This window comes from endosymbiont of Bathymodiolus septemdierum str. Myojin knoll, from assembly GCF_001547755.1.
Lineage (GTDB): Bacteria > Pseudomonadota > Gammaproteobacteria > PS1 > Pseudothioglobaceae > Thiodubiliella.
The window spans coordinates 1,137,888-1,156,359 of record NZ_AP013042.1 but is presented as its reverse complement, the minus strand read 5'-3'; the positions used below and the strand labels follow the sequence as shown (position 1 = coordinate 1,156,359).

Below are 18,472 nucleotides of genomic sequence, written 5' to 3'. Positions count from 1 at the left end.
CATAAAAACTTTGATTTATCTAGATTTTAATGCTTTAATTTTTTCATTTCTCCTTGATTTTGCTTTATGCTAAAGTATCTCACAGCTCTCGTCAAAACTTAAACGCGGGGAACGCGGGAAGATTTTAGTGCTGTCGCCGTAGCCAATGCCGCAGATGAAAATAGATTTGGTTTTACCATCTGGGAAGAAGGCGACATCCAAGGTGCGAGCGTTGAAACCACCCATTGGACCACAATCCAATCCGACAGCGCGAGCTGCAAGCATAAAGTAGGCACCTTGCAAAGTGGCATTCATTAAGCCAACTTCAGTGATCTTTTCAGGTTTGCCTTGGTACCAACTTTTGGCATCGGTATGTGGGAATAGGTAGTCTAATTTTTCGTAGAATTCTGTGTCATAACCGATAATCGCAACTGCAGGTGCGCTCATTGCTTTTTCTACATTGGCTTCATCAAGGTGTGGGCTGAGTTTGGCTTTTGCCTCGTCTGAACGCACGAAAGTGATGCGGGCAGGGCAAGTGTTGGCGGCGGTTGGTCCAAATTTCATCAAGTCGTAAATTTGGTGGATTTGTTCTTCAGAAATATCTTTGTCCAGCCAACCGTTATGACTGCGCGCTTTGGTAAATAAAGTTTCCATCGTACTCTTGTCTATCATTATAATATCCTTAATATTTTTTTAAAATTAGAAATTAGCATATGTTAGATTATATATTTTTTGACACAGTACTTGCGGGAGAATTTAAAGACCATTTAACAAAAATTGATATAAGATTTCAAGCCGAAAGTGATGATGGTTTTGGCTCTATTCAAGGTGAAATTATTTCCATTGCCGACGATACTAGTGACAAAGTGTTGGATGAATTACAAATACTTTATGATGAGTTGCAAGAAAAAATGGAAGACATACTTGAGCAAGAAGGCGATGGTTTATTGATGGATGCAGCAGGTATGCAGACGCAATTGAAGGACGGTAGTATGTGCACACTGCGGGTTGAGCCATCAATTGTTACAAAGATTTTAACGGTGTTAGAATTTGATGAATTACAAGCGTTCGTTGATAATATTGCACGCAGTGTAGAGGAACCAGATGCGGGGCATTTTTGCCATAATGTGGAAAAGGATTAAAGATGAAAAAAATTACTATTATTGGCGCAGGTTTTGCGGGTTTAACTGCCGTTAGAACACTAAGAAAATCTGACAAACAAGCAGAAATTACCTTAATTTCTCCAAAAGCAGAATTGGTTTATATGCCGAGTTTGATTTGGGTGCCATCGGGCGCGGCGACTAAAAAAGATATTATTGTGCCATTGGATAATTTCTTTAGACGCATGAATGTTCGTCATGTGGAAAATGAGGTTGTCGGCTTAGAAAATGATGGCAGAATGGTCTTACTAAAAAATGGCGCTAGAGTGGATGACGATGCTTTGATTATTGCATCAGGCGGTCGTTTTATTAAAAAATTACCTGGGATTGAAAACGCCATCACCCCTTGTGAAGGTTTGAGTGCTGCGGAGCAAATCCGTGATAAAGTGAAAGCGATGGATGGTGGTAATATTGCCATTGGTTTTGCAGGTAATCCAAAAGAGCCAAGTGCGATGCGTGGCGGGCCGATGTTTGAATTTTTGTTTGGCTTGGACACGCAACTTCGCCAACAAGGCAGGCGTGATAAGTTTAACCTGACTTTTTTCACGCCCACAAAAAAACCAGGTGCAAGATTGGGTGAAAAAGCGGTTGCAGGTTTATTGTCAGAGATGAAAAATCGTAATATTAACACGCATCTTGGTCATAAGATGAAACAATTTACAGTAGATAAAGTCGTGACCGAGGGCGGTGAATTTGCTGCCGATTTAATCTTATTTATGCCAGGAATGACAGGTAATAAATGGTTTGATAATACTGAATTAGGTCGTAGCGAAGGTGGTTTAGTTAAGGCCGATAAATTCTGTCAAACTTCTCTAAAAAATGTCTTCGTCGCAGGTGATTCAGGTTCCTTTCCAGGTCCAGAATGGATGCCAAAACAAGCCCATATGGCAGATTTACAAGCCGCTACCGCTGCTAAAAATGTTATTAATGTTTTAAATGGTGAAGTGGCAAGCCACACTTTTGCAATTGAATTAATGTGTATCGTTGATTCAAACAACAAAGGTATGTATATCTCCCGCACAGAAAAAGGCGGTTTAATGCTACCAAACTGTCGCCTAATGCACATTGCTAAAAAACTATTTGGCTGGTGGTACCTACGCCAATACAGGTAAAAGGATAGAATATGTCAGATTGTTTATTTTGTAAAATTATTAAAGGCGATATTCCCGCCAAAAAAATATACGAGGACGACGATGTCTTTGCCTTTCATGACATCGGCGCTCAGGCGCCTCATCATTTTTTAGTCATCCCTAAAAAACACATTGCCACATTAAATGATGCAGATAATGCGACCTTAGTTGGTAAATTAACTTTAACTGCTAGCAAAATTGCCAAAGATTTGGGTTTTGCAGAAGATGGCTATCGTGTGGTGATGAATTGCAACGAACAAGGCGGTCAGACGGTTTACCATATTCACTTGCATTGTTTAGGTGGGCGTCAGTTAAACTGGCCGCCAGGCTAATTTAACAGCGTCTTTTGCATTTTCCTTGTAGAATATTTTTTTGCTAATAGTGCCCGTTAATTTTTAATGGGTATTTTTTATCTAAAAAAGGTTAAAATTTACGCTTTGAATTTTACAAATCCCCTTATTTTATGAGTGATTTTTTAGACAGGCACATTGGGCCAAGTGAGGCAGATATTGCTTCAATGTTATCTGCTATTGGGCAGGAATCAGTTGATGCTGTGATATCTAAAACGGTACCTAAGTCGATTTTGTTTGGCAATCGGATGGACATGGATGAGGGTATGAGTGAACGAGATACGCTGGCATTAGCAACTGAATTGGCGGGGCAGAATACCATTGCAACGAACTTTATCGGGCAGGGATATTATGGGACTTTGATGCCGAGCGTTATTCAACGGAATATTTTGGAAAATCCAGGTTGGTATACGGCTTATACGCCATATCAGGCGGAGATTTCTCAGGGGCGTTTGGAAATGTTGCTCAATTTCCAGCAAATGATTATGGATTTAACGGGGATGGATATTTCCAATGCCTCGTTGTTGGATGAGCCAACAGCTGCTGCGGAAGCGATGATGATGGCGAAACGCGCCAATCGTAAGAATAAATCGAATAATTTTTTAGTTGACAGTAATACCAATCCGCAGACGATTACAATTTTGCAAACGCGTGCGAAGCCGTTGGGAATTGAGTTGCTGGTAGAAGATATTAAGGGTAATGATTTTGCCGATTGTTTTGCGGTATTGATGCAATCACCAGGGACGAATGGCGAAGTGCGTGATTTAAGCGATGATATTGCCAAGGCAAAAGCGCAAGGGGCTTTGACAATTGTAGCCTGCGATCTTTTGGCACTAACTTTGATTAAAACGCCAGCGGAAATGGGCGCGGATATTGCCATTGGCAATTCACAACGATTTGGTGTGCCGATGGGTTTTGGTGGTCCACACGCTGCATTTTTGGCGACCCGTGATGCATTTAAACGAATGGTGCCAGGGCGACTTATTGGCGTATCGCAAGATGTACTGGGTAATCCTGCAATGCGTATGTCGTTGCAAACGCGAGAGCAACACATTCGTCGTGACAAGGCGACCAGTAATATCTGTACAGCACAAGTTTTGTTGGCAGTGTTGGCGGCGGCGTATGGCATTTATCATGGTGCAAAAGGGCTGAAAAACATTGCGACCAAGGTGCATTTGAAAGCCACAACGCTGGCAAAAAGTTTGACAAGTGTAGGTTTTGATTTGGTAAGCGATGCGTTTTTTGATACGATTACGATTAATACAGATAAAGCACAAACGCTGTTTACACGAGCACAAGAAAAAGGCATTAATTTACGCTTGTTGGGTGATAATCAATTGACAATTGCAGTGGATGAAACTACGACAGATGAGGAGTTATCGGCGTTGTTATTGGTATTTTCAATTACTGATGTGGCTTATGGTTCAGTAAATCTTGATGCGACTATGTCCAGAGATTCTGAGTATTTAACACATCCTGTATTCAGCTTGTATCACTCGGAAACGGAAATGATGCGTTATTTGAAGCGCTTGGAAAATAAAGATATTGCCCTTAATCATTCAATGATTGCACTCGGCTCTTGCACGATGAAGCTCAATGCAGCGACACAAATGTATCCAATTTCACTACCAGGATTTTCGCAATTACACCCGTATGCACCTGTAGAACAGACGCAGGGCTATCAACAATTATTTAAAGATTTGGCACGCGCATTAGCACAAGTGACGGGTTACGATGCTGTGTCATTACAGCCAAATGCAGGCTCGCAGGGCGAATTCGCAGGGCTACTTGCTATTCACGCCTATCATGATTCTCGTGGCGATTCACAGCGTAATATTTGCCTAATTCCTTCCTCGGCACACGGTACAAACCCTGCTAGTGCGGTAATGGCAGGAATGAAGGTGGTGATTGTGAAATGTGATAAGTCTGGCAATATTGACATTGACGATTTACAGCAAAAAGCAGAAAAGCATGCGGATAATTTGTCAGCGATTATGGTAACTTATCCATCAACTCACGGCGTTTTCGAAGTAGAGATTAAAAATATTTGCGATATTATTCACGCTAAAGGCGGACAAGTGTATTTGGATGGTGCGAATTTGAACGCGATGGTCGGCATTACCCGTATGGGCGAGTTTGGTGCGGATGTGTCGCATATCAATCTACACAAAACTTTTGCCATTCCACATGGTGGTGGCGGTCCTGGTATGGGTCCTATCGGTGTTAAAGCACATTTGGCGGAGTTTTTGCCAGGTGACCCATTGATTAAAGATTCAAATGCTGTGTCAGCAGCGATGTATGGTTCAGCGTCAATTTTGCCAATTTCTTGGTCGTATATTAAGTTGCTGGGTAAGCAAGGTATGCAACGCTCGACTGAGATTGCGATTGTTAGCGCTAACTATATTGCCGATGAATTAAAAGACTATTTTCCAATCCTCTATCGTGGCAATCAAGGTATGGTAGCACACGAGTGCATTATTGATATTCGCCCGTTAAAAGAACAAAGTGGTATCAGCGAAGAAGACATTGCCAAACGCTTAATGGACTATGGTTTTCATTCGCCGACCATGTCATTTCCCGTCGCAGGCACGCTGATGATTGAGCCAACAGAGAGCGAATCAAAACGCGAAATAGATAGGTTTATTACCGCAATGGTCAGTATTCATAGTGAAATTCAAAAGGTGATTTCTGGCGAGTGGGATAAGGACAATAATCCACTGAAAAATGCACCGCACACCGCCGTAGAAATGGCAGGAGAGTGGCATTACCCATATACAAGAACAGATGCTTTATACCCAGTTGAGTCGCTATTGGCCAATAAGTATTTCCCACCAGTGAAGCGAATTGACAATGTGTACGGCGACAGAAATTTATTTTGTTCGTGTATTACTACCGAAGCGTTTGAAAATTTAAGTTAAAATAATCCGAACTTTTGTATATTTCTTTAGGAAAAAATGAGCCAAATCGGTCTTGAACAACAAAGCGTCGCAGAATTTAGTGAGCGCGCTTATCTTGATTATTCAATGTATGTCATTCTTGATCGTGCGTTGCCGTTTGTGGGCGATGGGTTAAAACCTGTGCAACGACGCATTGTGTATGCGATGAGCGAATTAGGACTTAAATCAACAGCAAAATTCAAAAAATCTGCCAGAACCGTCGGTGATGTTTTAGGTAAATTCCACCCGCATGGCGACAGTGCGTGCTACGAGGCGATGGTGCTAATGGCACAGCCATTTTCTTATCGTTATCCATTCATTGATGGACAGGGGAATTGGGGTGCACCAGATGACCCGAAGTCCTTTGCAGCAATGCGTTACACCGAAAGTAAACTTTCTCGTTATGCGGATTTATTATTGTCTGAAATCAATCAAGGCACCGTTGAGTGGGCAGATAATTTTGATGGTTCACTGCAAGAACCCAAGCAACTTCCTGCGCAAGTGCCTAACTTATTGCTTAATGGCACATCGGGTATTGCCGTAGGTATGGCAACCGATGTGCCACCACATAATTTGACCGAAGTGGTCAATGCTTGTATTCAATTACTGGACAAACCATCATCCGATTTAGATGAAATTATGCGCATCATACCAGCGCCAGATTATCCGACCAGTGCAGATATTGTCTCTTCTGTAGCTGACATTAGGCAGGTTTATGAAACCGGTCACGGCAGTATTAAAATGCGTGCGACTTATCAGAAGGAAAAAGGTGAGATTGTGGTTGAAAATTTGCCGTATCAAACTTCTGGCTCTAAGGTTATCACTCAAATCGCCGATCAAATGCGTAAGAAAAAATTACCATTAGTGGAGGATATCCGTGACGAATCAGACCACGAAAATCCAACCCGTATTGTTATTGTTCCGCGTTCAAATCGTGTTGATGCTGATGCATTGATGTCGCATTTATTTGCCACCACGGATTTGGAAAAGAACTACCGTGTGAATATGAATGTCATTGGTTTGGATGGCAGGCCACAGGTTAAGCCATTATTGCCAATGTTGAGAGAGTGGCTTACTTATCGCACGCAAGTCGTTACCAATCGTTTAACCCATCGTTTGGATAAAATTCTTGCCAGATTACACATTTTAGAAGGGTTATTGATTGCGTTCTTAAATATTGATGAAGTCATTGCCATTATTCGCTCTGAAGACAAACCAAAGCCAGTATTAATAGCGCACTTTAAGCTCAGCGAGATACAAGCGGAGGCAATTTTAGAATTAAAACTCCGTCATCTTGCCAAGTTGGAAGAAATAAAAATCCAAGGCGAGCAAAAAGAATTAGCCGATGAAAAAGAAAAATTAGAACTTCTGTTATCAAGTGAAACCCGCTTAAAAACCTACATTAAAAACGAACTCAAAGCCATCGTTAAAGAATTTGGCGATGACAGGCGCTCAAGCATAAAACCAAGCACCACGCAATCACAAGCTTTTAGCGAAGATGATATGCTACCTGCTGAAAATGTTACCGTGGTACTCAGTGATAAAGGTTGGGTGCGTAGTGCCAAAGGACACGATATTGATTCTGGTGCTTTAAATTACAAATCGGGCGACAGTTACTTGACCAGTGCCAAAGGGCGCAGCAATAAAAATGCAATTTTTTTGGATTCAACAGGGCGTTCTTATTCACTCAGCGCCAATTCCTTGCCAAGTGCCAGAGGACAAGGCGAGCCACTGACAGGGCGACTTACACCACCAACAGATGCCGAGTTTGTTGATGTTATTATGGGCAATGACGAGCAACACATCTTGTTAGCCTCAAACGCTGGATATGGTTTTATTGCCACTATTGGTGATTTATTGTCAAAGAAAAAAGCAGGAAAAGCCTCTTTGTCATTGCCGGGTGTTTCTAAAGTAATGCCCATCATTAAGATTGATGATTTAGAAAACCAATTCGTTGCCGTTACCACTAATCGTGGGCGCTTGTTGGTATTCCCAATCTCAGAATTGCCAATCCTATCAAAAGGCAAAGGCAATAAACTCATTCAAATCCCATCAAAAGAAATGAAAGATGGTACAGAATTTGTCATCAGCATCTGTGTTTTATTAGAAACTCAAAACTTAAAAGTAACCGCCGGTAAGCGCCATTTAACCATTAAGTTTCAAGATTTGACCAATTACATTGGTACTCGTGCAAGGCGTGGCAACTTATTACCAAAAGGCTATCAAAACTTATCTAAAATTGAAGCGGTTGATTAAGCAATCAACTTAGTAATTCAAGGTGTAATAACGCCTAAGTAGCAGGTATAATAATTGTTTTTCCAATTTTTCCGAATACGATGTTCGTCTTAAAAATTGTTACCGATTTTGGTGCAGCCCATTCCTTACGAGACTATCCTGGTGATTGTGCGCGCTTGCACGGGCATAATTGGGGGGTTGAGATGTCTGTTGAAGCACAAGAACTTGATGCGAATGGCATTGCGATTGACTTTCGCGTGATTAAAAAACAAACCAAAGAGGTGGTTAAAAGGCTGGATCATCAATATTTGAATGAGATTTCACCTTTTGATAAACTCAATCCAACCGCTGAAAATATTGCAAAATATATGTATCATGAAGTGGGAAAATTAATTAACAATCAAGCCGTGCGTGTTTCTGAAGTGATTATCTGGGAAACACCGAGAGCATCTGTTGCTTATTCAGAACAATAAGGACCCCTATGACTACTACTTGTAATTTACCTGATACGCAAAATAACGCAGACACACGACAAATTGTTATTGATAAAGTCGGTATCAAAGATATTTCACACCCAATTATTTACATCGACCGTGATGGTAATAAAAATCCGACGGTGGGTAATTTTACTATGACAGTGACTTTACCGAAGCAGGTAAAAGGCACGCATATGTCGCGCTTTATTGAGATTTTAAATGCCGGTCCTTGTGAATTTAATGTCGGTAATTTTGGTCGGATTATTGATAAAGTACATGCAAAATTAGATACAGATAGGGTCCATGTGGCGGTTGATTTTCCATTTTTCCGCAATAAGAAAGCGCCCTCTTCAGGTGTGGAATCGTTGATGGATTATCAGGTGACTTTGTACGGTGTTTTGAGCGAAGGCAAGACCGAAGTAATGGTGAAAGTAGTGGTGCCAGTGACCAGTCTTTGTCCGTGTTCAAAAAGTATTTCTAAGTATGGTGCGCATAATCAACGCTCGCATATTACTATTAAGGCGAGAATTGCAGAAGGAAAATCTTTGCATATTGAGGATTTAATCGACTTGGCAGAAGAAAAAGCATCGTGTGAATTGTATGCAATCTTAAAACGAGAAGATGAGAAGGTTGTCACTGAAAGAGCCTACGATAATCCTGCATTTGTTGAAGACTTGGTGCGTGATATTGCAGTGGGTTTGAATGTAAATGACAATATTGATTATTACCGCTTAGAGTCGGAAAATTTTGAATCAATTCACAATCATTCGGCCTACGCAGTTATCGAAAACGAGAAATGCTAAAAAAAATATTAAAAAAAATCAGCAATATTCGCATCACTAAGGCGGAATCAATTACCCCGCCAATGGTGTATATTAAGCGACATGAAGTAAAAAAGCCTGAATCTGATTTTATTGTTGAAGCGCGACAAACGATTGCCGATATTATGAAAGGCAAAGATAAGCGCCTGCTTGTTGTTGTTGGACCTTGTTCTATTCACGATACCACAGCAGCGATAGAATACGCTGAGAAATTGGCGAAACTCAGAAATGAACTCAAAGACGATTTATTTATTGTAATGCGCGTGTATTTTGAAAAGCCACGCACCACGGTTGGCTGGAAAGGGTTGATTTATGACCCTGACCTAGATAACAGCAATCACATGGAAAAAGGCTTTGATTTGGCGCGTAAATTGTTACTAGATTTAGCAAAATTACGCCTACCAACAGCGACTGAGTATTTAGACTTGATTACCCCTCAATACATCTCTGATTTGATTTCTTGGGGTGCCATTGGTGCACGCACCACAGAAAGCCAAACACACCGTGAATTGGCATCGGGCTTATCTTGTCCTGTTGGTTTTAAAAATGGCACAGATGGTGGCGTTCAGGTGGCTATTGATGCAGTGACTTCTGCCAGTAGTTCGCATATGTTTTGGTCGATTAATAAAAAAGGTTTGATTAATCGTTATACCACTTCTGGTAATCCGAATTGTCATGTTATTTTGCGTGGCGGTAAGAGCGCCACAAACTTTGACAGTAAGAGTGTCAAAGTGGCAGCTCAACAATTGGCAGTCGCAAATTTACCACAGCAATTGATGGTTGATTTTTCACATGCAAATAGCGAAAAGAAATTTAAAAATCAAATCAAAGTTGGCGACGACATTGCCAAGCAAATTAGTGAAGGCTCTAAGCAGATTTCAGGGGTGATGATTGAATCCCACTTAAATGAAGGCAATCAGTCAGTTGGACCTTTAAAATCACTCAAATATGGCGTCAGTATTACCGATGCTTGTATTGATTGGAATGACACTGAAAAATTACTCAGAACACTGTCGAACGCAGTCCAGAAAAGAAATAGATAAATCATTGATTTTCAATAACTTTTTTGTGGTGCAAATCAGACTATTTTATTTGTAAAATTAACCTATTTAGGGTACAATAAATACCAATTTAATCACGCTATTTTTGTATGTCTGAGAACACTGAAAATCCTGAAATTTTTGAACCTAATTTCCCTATAGTTACTATTGAAAATGAGATGCGTGATTCCTATTTGGAATACGCAATGAGTGTCATCGTTGGTCGCGCCTTGCCAGATGTTCGAGATGGGCTTAAACCCGTGCATCGTCGTGTTTTGTATGCGATGAGCGTACTTGGCAACGACTATAACAAAGCTTACAAGAAATCAGCCCGTATTGTCGGTGATGTGATTGGTAAATACCATCCACATGGTGACACGGCCGTGTATGACACGATTGTCCGTATGGCACAACCGTTCTCAATGCGCAGTATTTTGATTGATGGTCAGGGTAACTTTGGTTCTGTTGACGGCGACCGTGCGGCGGCAATGCGTTATACAGAAATTCGAATGTCCAAACTTTCACACGAATTATTACGCGATTTAGATAAGAAAACTGTTGATTTTATTGACAACTATGATGGTTCAGAATCAGAGCCAAGTGTACTCCCAACCCGTATTCCAACTTTATTGGTGAATGGTTCATCGGGTATTGCGGTAGGTATGGCGACCAATATCCCGCCACACAATTTAGGCGAGTCAATTAACGCCTGTTTGAAAGTCATTGACAATGAAAATGTTACCCTTGATGAATTGTTAGAAGTTATGCCAGGGCCAGATTTTCCGACGGCAGGTATTATCAATGGTGCATCAGGTATTCGTCAAGCGTATGAGACAGGCAAGGGCAAGATTTATTTGCGTTCGGTTTCTCATGTTGAAGGCGAAGATAAGCAAAGTATTGTTGTTACCGAACTCCCTTATCAAGTGAATAAAGCCAAGTTGATTGGTAAGATTGCAGAATTGGTTAAAGAGAAGAGGATTGATGGTATTACCGGTTTGAGAGATGAATCTGATAAAGACGGTATGCGTATGGTGATTGAATTGCGTCGTGGCGAAGTGCCTGAAGTGATGCTTAATAATCTTTATAAATTGACCGAAATGCAAACGGTTTTTGGTATTAATATGGTTGCAATTGACAAGGGTATGCCGAAGTTAATGACCCTCAAAGGGGTTTTAGATGCCTTTATTGCCCATCGTCGTGATGTGGTTACCCGTCGTTCTATTTTTGAGTTGAATAAAGCCAGAAATCGTGCGCATATCTTAGAAGGTTTATCCGTTGCACTCAGCAATATTGATGAGATTATCAATTTAGTCAAAGCTGCACCAAGCCCAACCGATGCAAGAGAGCAATTAATGGCAAAAACTTGGGAAGGCAGCGTTATTAAGGATTTAATTGGCGATCGCGATATGGCATTATTTAAGCCAGAAGAATTGCCAGCGGATTTGGGTTTGCAGACCAGTGGCGAATATCAATTGTCATTAAAACAAGCGCAAGCGATTCTTGATTTAAAATTGCATCGTTTAACTGGGTTAGAAAAAGACAAAATTTTTGATGAATTTAACGAATTATTAGAAGTAATCAAATATTTATTGGACATTTTACAAACCCCTGAAAAGTTAATGCAAGTGATTCGTGAAGAGTTAATTGAAGTGCGTGATAATTTTGCTAATGACAGAATGACTGAAATCTTAGAAAATAAGATTGATCTGACTTTGGAAGACTTAATTGCACAAGAAGAACGCGTGGTTACTTTGTCACACGGCGGTTATGTGAAAGCACAATCGCTCAGCGACTATCAAGCACAACGACGCGGTGGCAAAGGTAAAGCGGCAACAAAGATGAAGGACGAAGATTTTGTTGATCAATTGTTCGTTGCCAATTCTCACGACACCGTACTGTGTTTTTCATCAACGGGCAAGGTGCATTGGCTCAAAGTATATGAATTGCCAATGGCATCTCGCACCGCACGAGGCAAGCCGATTGTTAATTTATTACCATTGGAAAAAGAAGAAGTTATTAATGCTATCTTGCCAGTGTCTGAATTTACCAACGACCAATTTGTGTTTATGGTGACCAGTAGTGGTACTTGTAAGAAGACATCGCTAACTAATTTCTCTCGTCCTCGACGCGGCGGTATTATTGCCATTGAACTCAGAGATGGCGATAAATTAGTGGGTGTTGAAATTACCTCGGGTGAAAATGACATTATGCTGTTCTCAGCAAATGGTAAATCTATCCGCTTCAAAGAGGCCGATGTGCGCGCTGTGGGTAGGACTGCCATTGGTGTGCGTGGCATGAAGTTGAAAGATGATGAAATCGTCTCAGCCATTGTTACCGATAGCGATAGCCCAATCTTGACTGCCACCGAAAAAGGCTATGGTAAGCGCACCAATCTTGACGAATACCGCGCCCAAGCGCGAGGCGGATCAGGGGTGATTTCTATCAAGACTTCTGATCGTAACGGTAAAGTTGTTGGTGCTATCCAAGTGACTGATGAAGATGAAATGATGTTGATTTCTAACAAAGGCACCTTGGTGAGAACACGCGCTGCAGATGTCTCTATCATTGGTCGCAATACACAAGGCGTAACACTAATTAATATCGCTAAAAATGAGAAACTGGTATCTGTGGCTAAGATTGCCGAAACTGAAGGCGACGATGAAGCACTTGAAGAAAGAGATGAACAATAAAGATTTAATTAGTTAAGGTCCTTTTTTAAATTAAACACCTTATAGTGGTTTATGATATACTTGTTATACAAATATATCAAAACACATAATAATTATGCTTGCAATACGATTACCTGAAACGATAGAACAGCGGTTAGAAAATTTGGCTACCTTAACAGGCAGAACTAAAACTTATTATGCGCGTGAAGCGATTATCGACAAAATTGAGGATTTAGAAGAAGTTTACCTTGCTGAAAAAGAGTTGGAAGATATTAGGTCAGGAAAGGTATCTGTTATTTCATCTGAAGAGATGTGGAGCGAATTTGGCTTGGAAGATTAAATTTAGTGCAAGGTTAAAAAAAGACTTTAGAAGGATAGGTGCTCAACAATTATTAAAAATAAAAGCTTATCTTGAAAAGGTCAAAGCACTCGACAATCCTAGAAAGCTTGGAAAGCCGCTAAAAAGTCGATTCAAAGGTTTGTGGCGTTATCGTGTTGGTGATTATCGACTTGTTTGTGAGATACAAGATCAAGATTTGATTGTATTGGTCGTTAGAGTTGCAAGCCGTAAAGAAGTTTATAATCGTTAATATTATTTTTTATCAGCAACAAAATCTAAAACAGTTGCATTAATGCAAAAACGGCGTTGTCCATTTGGACCATCATTAAATACATGCCCTAAATGAATTCCTGTGTGTTTTGCAAGTACTTCAGTGCGCACCATACCATGATTGTTATCAGATTTTTCTACAATAGCACCATCAATGGCTTTGGTAAAACTTAACCATCCGCTATGTGAGTTAAAACGGTCACGGGTATCAAATAATGGCGCACCTGATAATTTATCCACAAAAACGCCTTTAGGAGTCTCTTTAAAAATATCGTACTTTTGGCAGAATTGTCTTTCTGTACCTTGATTAAAAGCAATGTCAAAGGCCACACTATCCAGTTTTAATTTACCCAAGGCTTTATAAAATTCTTGCTGTTTCAGTTCACCATCGGCTGGTATGATAAATGCCACACCCGTTTTGTGACTAGGGCAATAGCCGTTTGGATTATTAGTAAGGTAATTTTGATGATACGCTTCTGCTGGCCAGAATTTATCCAGCACTTTTATTTCAGTAATAATCCTGCCAAAACCATTCTGATTTAATAATACTTGGTATTCGTCTTTGGTTTTTAGTGCAATTTGTCGCTGTTCATCGGTTGTCCAGTATAATGCAGAGCGATAATTATTGCCTTTGTCATTACCCTGTCCATCGATTTGTGTTGGGTCGTGAAGCGCCCAAAAATCTTTAATCAAATATTCGCTAGAAACCAGTTTTGTGTCATAAGTAACTTTAACCACTTCGGTGTGATTGGTGATATTTGAATTGTCTTTATTAGTTAACACTTGTTGATAAGTTGGATCATCATAATCGCCACCCGCATAGCCAGAGATTACTTCAAGTACGCCGGGTATTTGTTTAAAATTCTTTTCCACGCCCCAAAAGCATCCCGCCCCAAAAACGATTTCTAATAACACAACTTTTCTTCCTGATTAGTGTTCACGCGTTGCACTAAAGGTGATGTTTGGATGTCGCTCCTCGGTCAATTGCAGGTTGACCATCGATGGTGCAAGGTAAGTTAAAACCCCTGCAGAATCTACTGCAACATTATTACCCGCTTTTATTTTGAGTTGCTCAATGTCTTTTTCATCGCCCGTTATCCAGCGCGCTGTCGCAACGGCAATGGTTTCAAATTGGCAGTCCACCCCGTATTCATATTTCAAACGATGGGCGACGACATCAAACTGCAAAATACCCACTGCACCCAAAATTTGAGAGTTATTAATCAGTGGACGGAATACTTGTGTTGCCCCTTCCTCTGACAATTGATTTAAACCTTTTTGCAGGGCTTTGGCTTTCAGAGGGTCTTTTAAAACCGCACGACGGAATAACTCTGGTGCAAAGTTAGGAATCCCCTTAAAACTGAGTTTTTCCCCTTGGGTAAAAGTATCGCCAATGCTAATACCACCGTGATTGTGGATGCCGATTACATCACCTGCATACGCAACCTCGGTAGACGAGCGCTCACGCGACATAAAAGTTACCGCATTGGCAATCTTGATTTGTTTGCCCGTGGCAACTTGTAAAACTTTCATACCTTTTGTATATTTACCGCTAACGAGTCGCATAAAGGCAAGTCGGTCATGATGTTTCGGGTCCATATTGGCTTGGATTTTAAACACAAACCCCGTGAGTTTATCTTCCTCAGGCTTGACTTCTCGCACATCTGATTCACGATTTTGTGGCGTTGGTGCATATTTAAGAAACCCATCTAAAAGATTTTGAATGCCAAAGTTTGAAATCGCAGATCCAAAAAATACAGGCGTTTGTTTTCCTGCTAAAAATTCATTAATATCAAAAGGTGTCGTCGTTTCACGAATTAATTCCACCTCTTCACGCATTTCAGTAACAACATCTATCCCTAAAATTTTATCTAATTCAGGATTGTCAACCCCGTCAACAATAACCTCTTCACCAATCTCAGAATTCTTTCCTGTTTCGTACAGATAAATTTTATCATCCAATAAATGCACCACCCCTTTAAATGCTTTACCCATGCCAATTGGCCAAGTAATCGGCGCACACTCAATATTTAAAACCGTTTCCACTTCGTCCAATAATTCAATCGGCTCTTTACCCTCACGGTCTAATTTATTAATAAAAGTTAAAATCGGCGTATCACGCAAGCGACAAACTTCCATCAATTTAATCGTTCGCATCTCCACACCTTTGGCAACATCAATCACCATTAATGCCGAATCTACCGCCGTCAATGTGCGATAAGTATCCTCCGAAAAATCCTCATGCCCTGGTGTGTCTAGTAAATTAATAATATGATTGTCATAATCAAACTGCATAATTGATGAAGTAATAGAAATACCTCTTTCTTTCTCCATTTCCATCCAGTCAGAAGTCGCGTGCGTACTTGCCTTTCTCGCCTTAACACTCCCTGCCGTTTTAATAGCACCTGCGTATAACAACAGTTTTTCTGTTACCGTCGTCTTACCTGCATCAGGGTGGGAAATAATCGCAAAAGTGCGTCTTTTTGAAACTTCGTTCATGCTATTCTTTGATAATAAGCGCTACGCCTGCTTCATCAAACATTTGTTTTGAAAGTTTGACACTGTCATTCCAGTTATCCAATTCTTTGGATTTTTGGATGATAACTTTTTTGATGCCGACTTGAATGATGCCTTTGGCGCATTCTGAGCAAATTGGTAATCCATATACATATAAAGTAGCGCCATCTAGCGAGGTGCCTGAGTAAGTGGCATTGTAAATTGCATTCATTTCGGCATGAACAACGAATTTGTATTTAGTATCACGGTCATTGTAACGCGCTTCGGTATCATCAATACCACGAGGAAAGCCATTAAAACCTTGAGAAAGTACTTCTTTTTTACTACCAACAGTAACAGCACCAACTTGTGTCGATGGGTCTTTTGACCAAGTGGAAATTTCCTTGGCGAGGCTCAAATAACGCGCATCCCATTTTGTTATATGATTCATTGATTGCTCTCTTATCGAATCTTAATGGAAGCCAAGGCAACCAAAACTAAAATTAAGGTAATCATCCAAAAATGGACGATGATTTTTGGTTCAGAAACACCTTTTTTCTCGTAATGGTGGTGTAACGGTGCCATTAAGAAAATGCGGGTTTTGGTGCGTTTATACCAAAAGACTTGAATGATGACGGATAGGGTTTCGGCAACAAAGATACCACCCATAATGAACAGTAAGATTTCTTGGCGAACGATAATGGCAATGACCGCTAAAATTGCACCCAAGGCTAACGAGCCAACATCACCCATAAAGACTTCGGCAGGGTAGGTGTTAAACCACAAGAAGCCTAAACCAGCGCCAATCAGCGCAGCACAAATGACAAACATCTCACTGACGGCTGGCATAAAAGGCATATTTAGATATTCGGCAAAATGATAGTTACTACTGATGTAAGCAAAAATAGCCAATGCGCCGAGAATGAGAACGACAGGCATAATGGCCAAACCATCCAAGCCATCCGTTAGGTTGACGGCATTAGAGCTACCAACAATGACGAAATAAGAAAAGGCTATCAAACCAATTGTGCCTAAGGGTATTGCCAAATCTTTAAAGAAAGGAATGAGTAAATTGGTATCAATCGGATGTTGTGGGTTGTTTACTAGCCAAATGCCGATGCCAATGGCACCCAAAGATTGTGCCAAATATTTTTGCTTAGCGGTCAGTCCGTTGGAAGATTTTTTCTTAATTTTTAGGTAGTCATCAGCAAAACCAATACCACCAAAAATCAAGGCAGTGGAAATAACAATCCAAAGGTAGGCATTGTCTAAATTGCCCCAGATTAACACGCTACTAATAAAAGAAAATAAAATCAGTATACCGCCCATGGTTGGCGTACCCGCTTTAACTAAGTGCGTTTCAGGGCCATCATCACGCACCACTTGTCCGATTTGATATTGTTGTAAGCGCCTGATAAAGAAACGACCAAAAACCAAACTGATAGACAATGCCATTAACATCGCTAAAATTGCACGCATGCTCAAGTATTGTAAGACATTGAAACCCGAGTCCAATTGCGCTAGAAAATTCAAGATTTCTAAAAACATATTATTTATGTAAAGGTCTCTATTTAATAGAATTAAGTTCTAAGTTGAAAATTAACAAAGGGTTATTTTTAATTTCTTTGCCTTTGATTTGCGAATAACGCAAAATGACAGTGCGTGTTTCACCTACTTTCATTCCAGTTACAATTTGGTCAACAAGAGAACCTGTGCCAGTCTTAAATTCTAAGGATTGTTTTTTACGCATTTGCGTGCCATTTTCTAAATCAATTGATAAACTAATTTTAATCTTGTCACCTTTTTTGACTGTTTTTCCAGAGCCAGACTGATTGATTTGTATAAACCAACCTTTGCCCGAATCTTTTGCATTTTTGTAATTGGCTTTAACAAAGTTGATTAATTTTTCATATTTTTTTGCTAATTTTATTTTTTCTTTTGCTAAATTTTTTTGTAATTGCTTTTGAAATGCGTTTTCATCTGTTTGGAAATTCTTGGCTTTTTCGCCAATACGAATAATCTCCACTTTACGAATGAAGTCATCTTGTTTAATGCTATTTACCACACCAATACCCTTGGTTACTCGACCAAATACAGTGTGCTTACCGTCTAAATGTGCTGTGGTTGTATGGGTGATAAAGAATTGAGAACCGTTAGTATTTGGACCAGAATTAGCCATTGATAAAATCCCTGGTCCATCATGTTTTAAATCTGTAAATTCATCGGCAAACTGATAACCTGGGCCACCCCTGCCATTGCCAAGTGGGTCACCGCCTTGAATCATAAAGCCTTGAATAACACGGTGAAATTTTAAACCGTTATAAAAAGGTTTGCCTAATTGCTTATTAGAGTGTTTTGTGCCTTCTGCCAAGCCGACAAAATTAATTACTGTTAATGGGGCTTTTTCATAGGCAAGTTTGATAAGGATATCACCTTGATTGGTATGCAAGTTTGCATACAGTCCATCGCTTAGTTTTGCAGACGCTTGAACAGAGATGAATAAGATAAAAAACAGAAATAAAGTGCGGATAATTTTCATTGATTAAAGCCATATAAATAAAGTTATTATG

At 40.2% G+C, this 18,472-nt stretch carries 17 protein-coding genes; 11 read left to right on the top strand and 6 right to left on the bottom strand.

The features are described 5' to 3' along the window. Positions 1-69 precede the first annotated feature (69 nt). Positions 70-651: a malonic semialdehyde reductase gene (locus BSEPE_RS06030; protein ID WP_066045134.1), complete on the bottom strand. Its 582-nt coding sequence runs from the start codon at positions 649-651 to the stop codon at positions 70-72. Between the two features lie 41 nt (positions 652-692). On the opposite strand from BSEPE_RS06030, the gene BSEPE_RS06025 reads away from it, so the two are divergent. The 11 genes from BSEPE_RS06025 to BSEPE_RS05975 all read left to right on the top strand — a co-directional run bounded on the left by BSEPE_RS06025 (position 693) and on the right by BSEPE_RS05975 (position 13,386). Then, complete coding sequence (locus tag BSEPE_RS06025; RefSeq protein WP_066045132.1) at positions 693-1,121, top strand: hypothetical protein; 429 nt, start codon at positions 693-695, stop codon at positions 1,119-1,121. 2 nt (positions 1,122-1,123) lie between these two features. Next, positions 1,124-2,251 carry an NAD(P)/FAD-dependent oxidoreductase gene (locus BSEPE_RS06020; RefSeq protein ID WP_066045130.1) on the top strand — a complete coding sequence of 376 codons (1,128 nt, stop codon included), beginning with the start codon at positions 1,124-1,126 and terminating at the stop codon, positions 2,249-2,251. Positions 2,252-2,262: 11 nt separating this feature from the next. Further along, the gene (locus BSEPE_RS06015; protein ID WP_066045128.1) at positions 2,263-2,601 is read left to right on the top strand and encodes a histidine triad nucleotide-binding protein; all 339 of its coding nucleotides are present in this window, start codon (positions 2,263-2,265) and stop codon (positions 2,599-2,601) included. Positions 2,602-2,732: 131 nt separating this feature from the next. Continuing rightward, positions 2,733-5,537, top strand: coding sequence for an aminomethyl-transferring glycine dehydrogenase (gene gcvP / locus BSEPE_RS06010; protein ID WP_066045127.1), 2,805 nt, complete (start codon positions 2,733-2,735; stop codon positions 5,535-5,537). 36 nt (positions 5,538-5,573) lie between these two features. After that, positions 5,574-7,811 carry a DNA topoisomerase IV subunit A gene (gene parC / locus BSEPE_RS06005; RefSeq protein WP_066045125.1) on the top strand — a complete coding sequence of 746 codons (2,238 nt, stop codon included), beginning with the start codon at positions 5,574-5,576 and terminating at the stop codon, positions 7,809-7,811. Positions 7,812-7,891: 80 nt separating this feature from the next. Beyond that, a complete protein-coding gene (queD, locus tag BSEPE_RS06000) occupies positions 7,892-8,263 on the top strand; it encodes a 6-carboxytetrahydropterin synthase QueD (RefSeq protein WP_066045123.1) in 372 nt (123 codons plus the stop codon). Positions 8,264-8,271: 8 nt separating this feature from the next. Further along, on the top strand, positions 8,272-9,069 hold the full coding sequence (folE2, locus tag BSEPE_RS05995) for a GTP cyclohydrolase FolE2 (protein WP_066045121.1): 798 nt from the start codon (positions 8,272-8,274) through the stop codon (positions 9,067-9,069). Next, positions 9,063-10,130: a 3-deoxy-7-phosphoheptulonate synthase gene (locus BSEPE_RS05990; protein ID WP_066045120.1), complete on the top strand. Its 1,068-nt coding sequence runs from the start codon at positions 9,063-9,065 to the stop codon at positions 10,128-10,130. The genes folE2 and BSEPE_RS05990 overlap by 7 nt, the downstream gene beginning before the upstream one ends. 107 nt (positions 10,131-10,237) lie before the next feature. Next, on the top strand, positions 10,238-12,817 hold the full coding sequence (gene gyrA, locus BSEPE_RS05985) for a DNA gyrase subunit A (protein ID WP_066045118.1): 2,580 nt from the start codon (positions 10,238-10,240) through the stop codon (positions 12,815-12,817). 94 nt (positions 12,818-12,911) lie between these two features. Next, positions 12,912-13,136: a type II toxin-antitoxin system RelB family antitoxin gene (relB, locus tag BSEPE_RS05980; RefSeq protein WP_066045116.1), complete on the top strand. Its 225-nt coding sequence runs from the start codon at positions 12,912-12,914 to the stop codon at positions 13,134-13,136. Further along, entirely contained in the window at positions 13,120-13,386 is a 267-nt protein-coding gene (locus BSEPE_RS05975; RefSeq protein WP_066045115.1) for a type II toxin-antitoxin system RelE family toxin, read from the top strand. The genes relB and BSEPE_RS05975 overlap by 17 nt, the downstream gene beginning before the upstream one ends. A 2-nt stretch (positions 13,387-13,388) precedes the next feature. On the opposite strand, the gene msrA is transcribed toward BSEPE_RS05975, so the two are convergent. Genes msrA through BSEPE_RS05950 form a run of 5 tightly spaced genes read right to left on the bottom strand, consistent with a single transcriptional unit; the run spans position 13,389 to position 18,441 of the window. Continuing rightward, on the bottom strand, positions 13,389-14,321 hold the full coding sequence (gene msrA / locus BSEPE_RS05970; RefSeq protein ID WP_066045113.1) for a peptide-methionine (S)-S-oxide reductase MsrA: 933 nt from the start codon (positions 14,319-14,321) through the stop codon (positions 13,389-13,391). 15 nt (positions 14,322-14,336) lie between these two features. Further along, positions 14,337-15,905 (bottom strand): peptide chain release factor 3, encoded by a 1,569-nt coding sequence (locus tag BSEPE_RS05965; protein ID WP_066045111.1) that lies wholly within the window; start codon positions 15,903-15,905, stop codon positions 14,337-14,339. Position 15,906: 1 nt separating this feature from the next. After that, positions 15,907-16,353, bottom strand: a complete 447-nt coding sequence (locus tag BSEPE_RS05960; protein ID WP_066045109.1) for a deoxycytidylate deaminase — start codon at positions 16,351-16,353, stop codon at positions 15,907-15,909. An 11-nt stretch (positions 16,354-16,364) separates the two neighbouring features. Then, a complete protein-coding gene (mraY, locus tag BSEPE_RS05955) occupies positions 16,365-17,450 on the bottom strand; it encodes a phospho-N-acetylmuramoyl-pentapeptide-transferase (RefSeq protein WP_066045107.1) in 1,086 nt (361 codons plus the stop codon). A gap of 19 nt (positions 17,451-17,469) precedes the next feature. Next, complete coding sequence (locus tag BSEPE_RS05950) at positions 17,470-18,441, bottom strand: peptidylprolyl isomerase (RefSeq protein WP_066045105.1); 972 nt, start codon at positions 18,439-18,441, stop codon at positions 17,470-17,472. Positions 18,442-18,472: the final 31 nt, after the last annotated feature.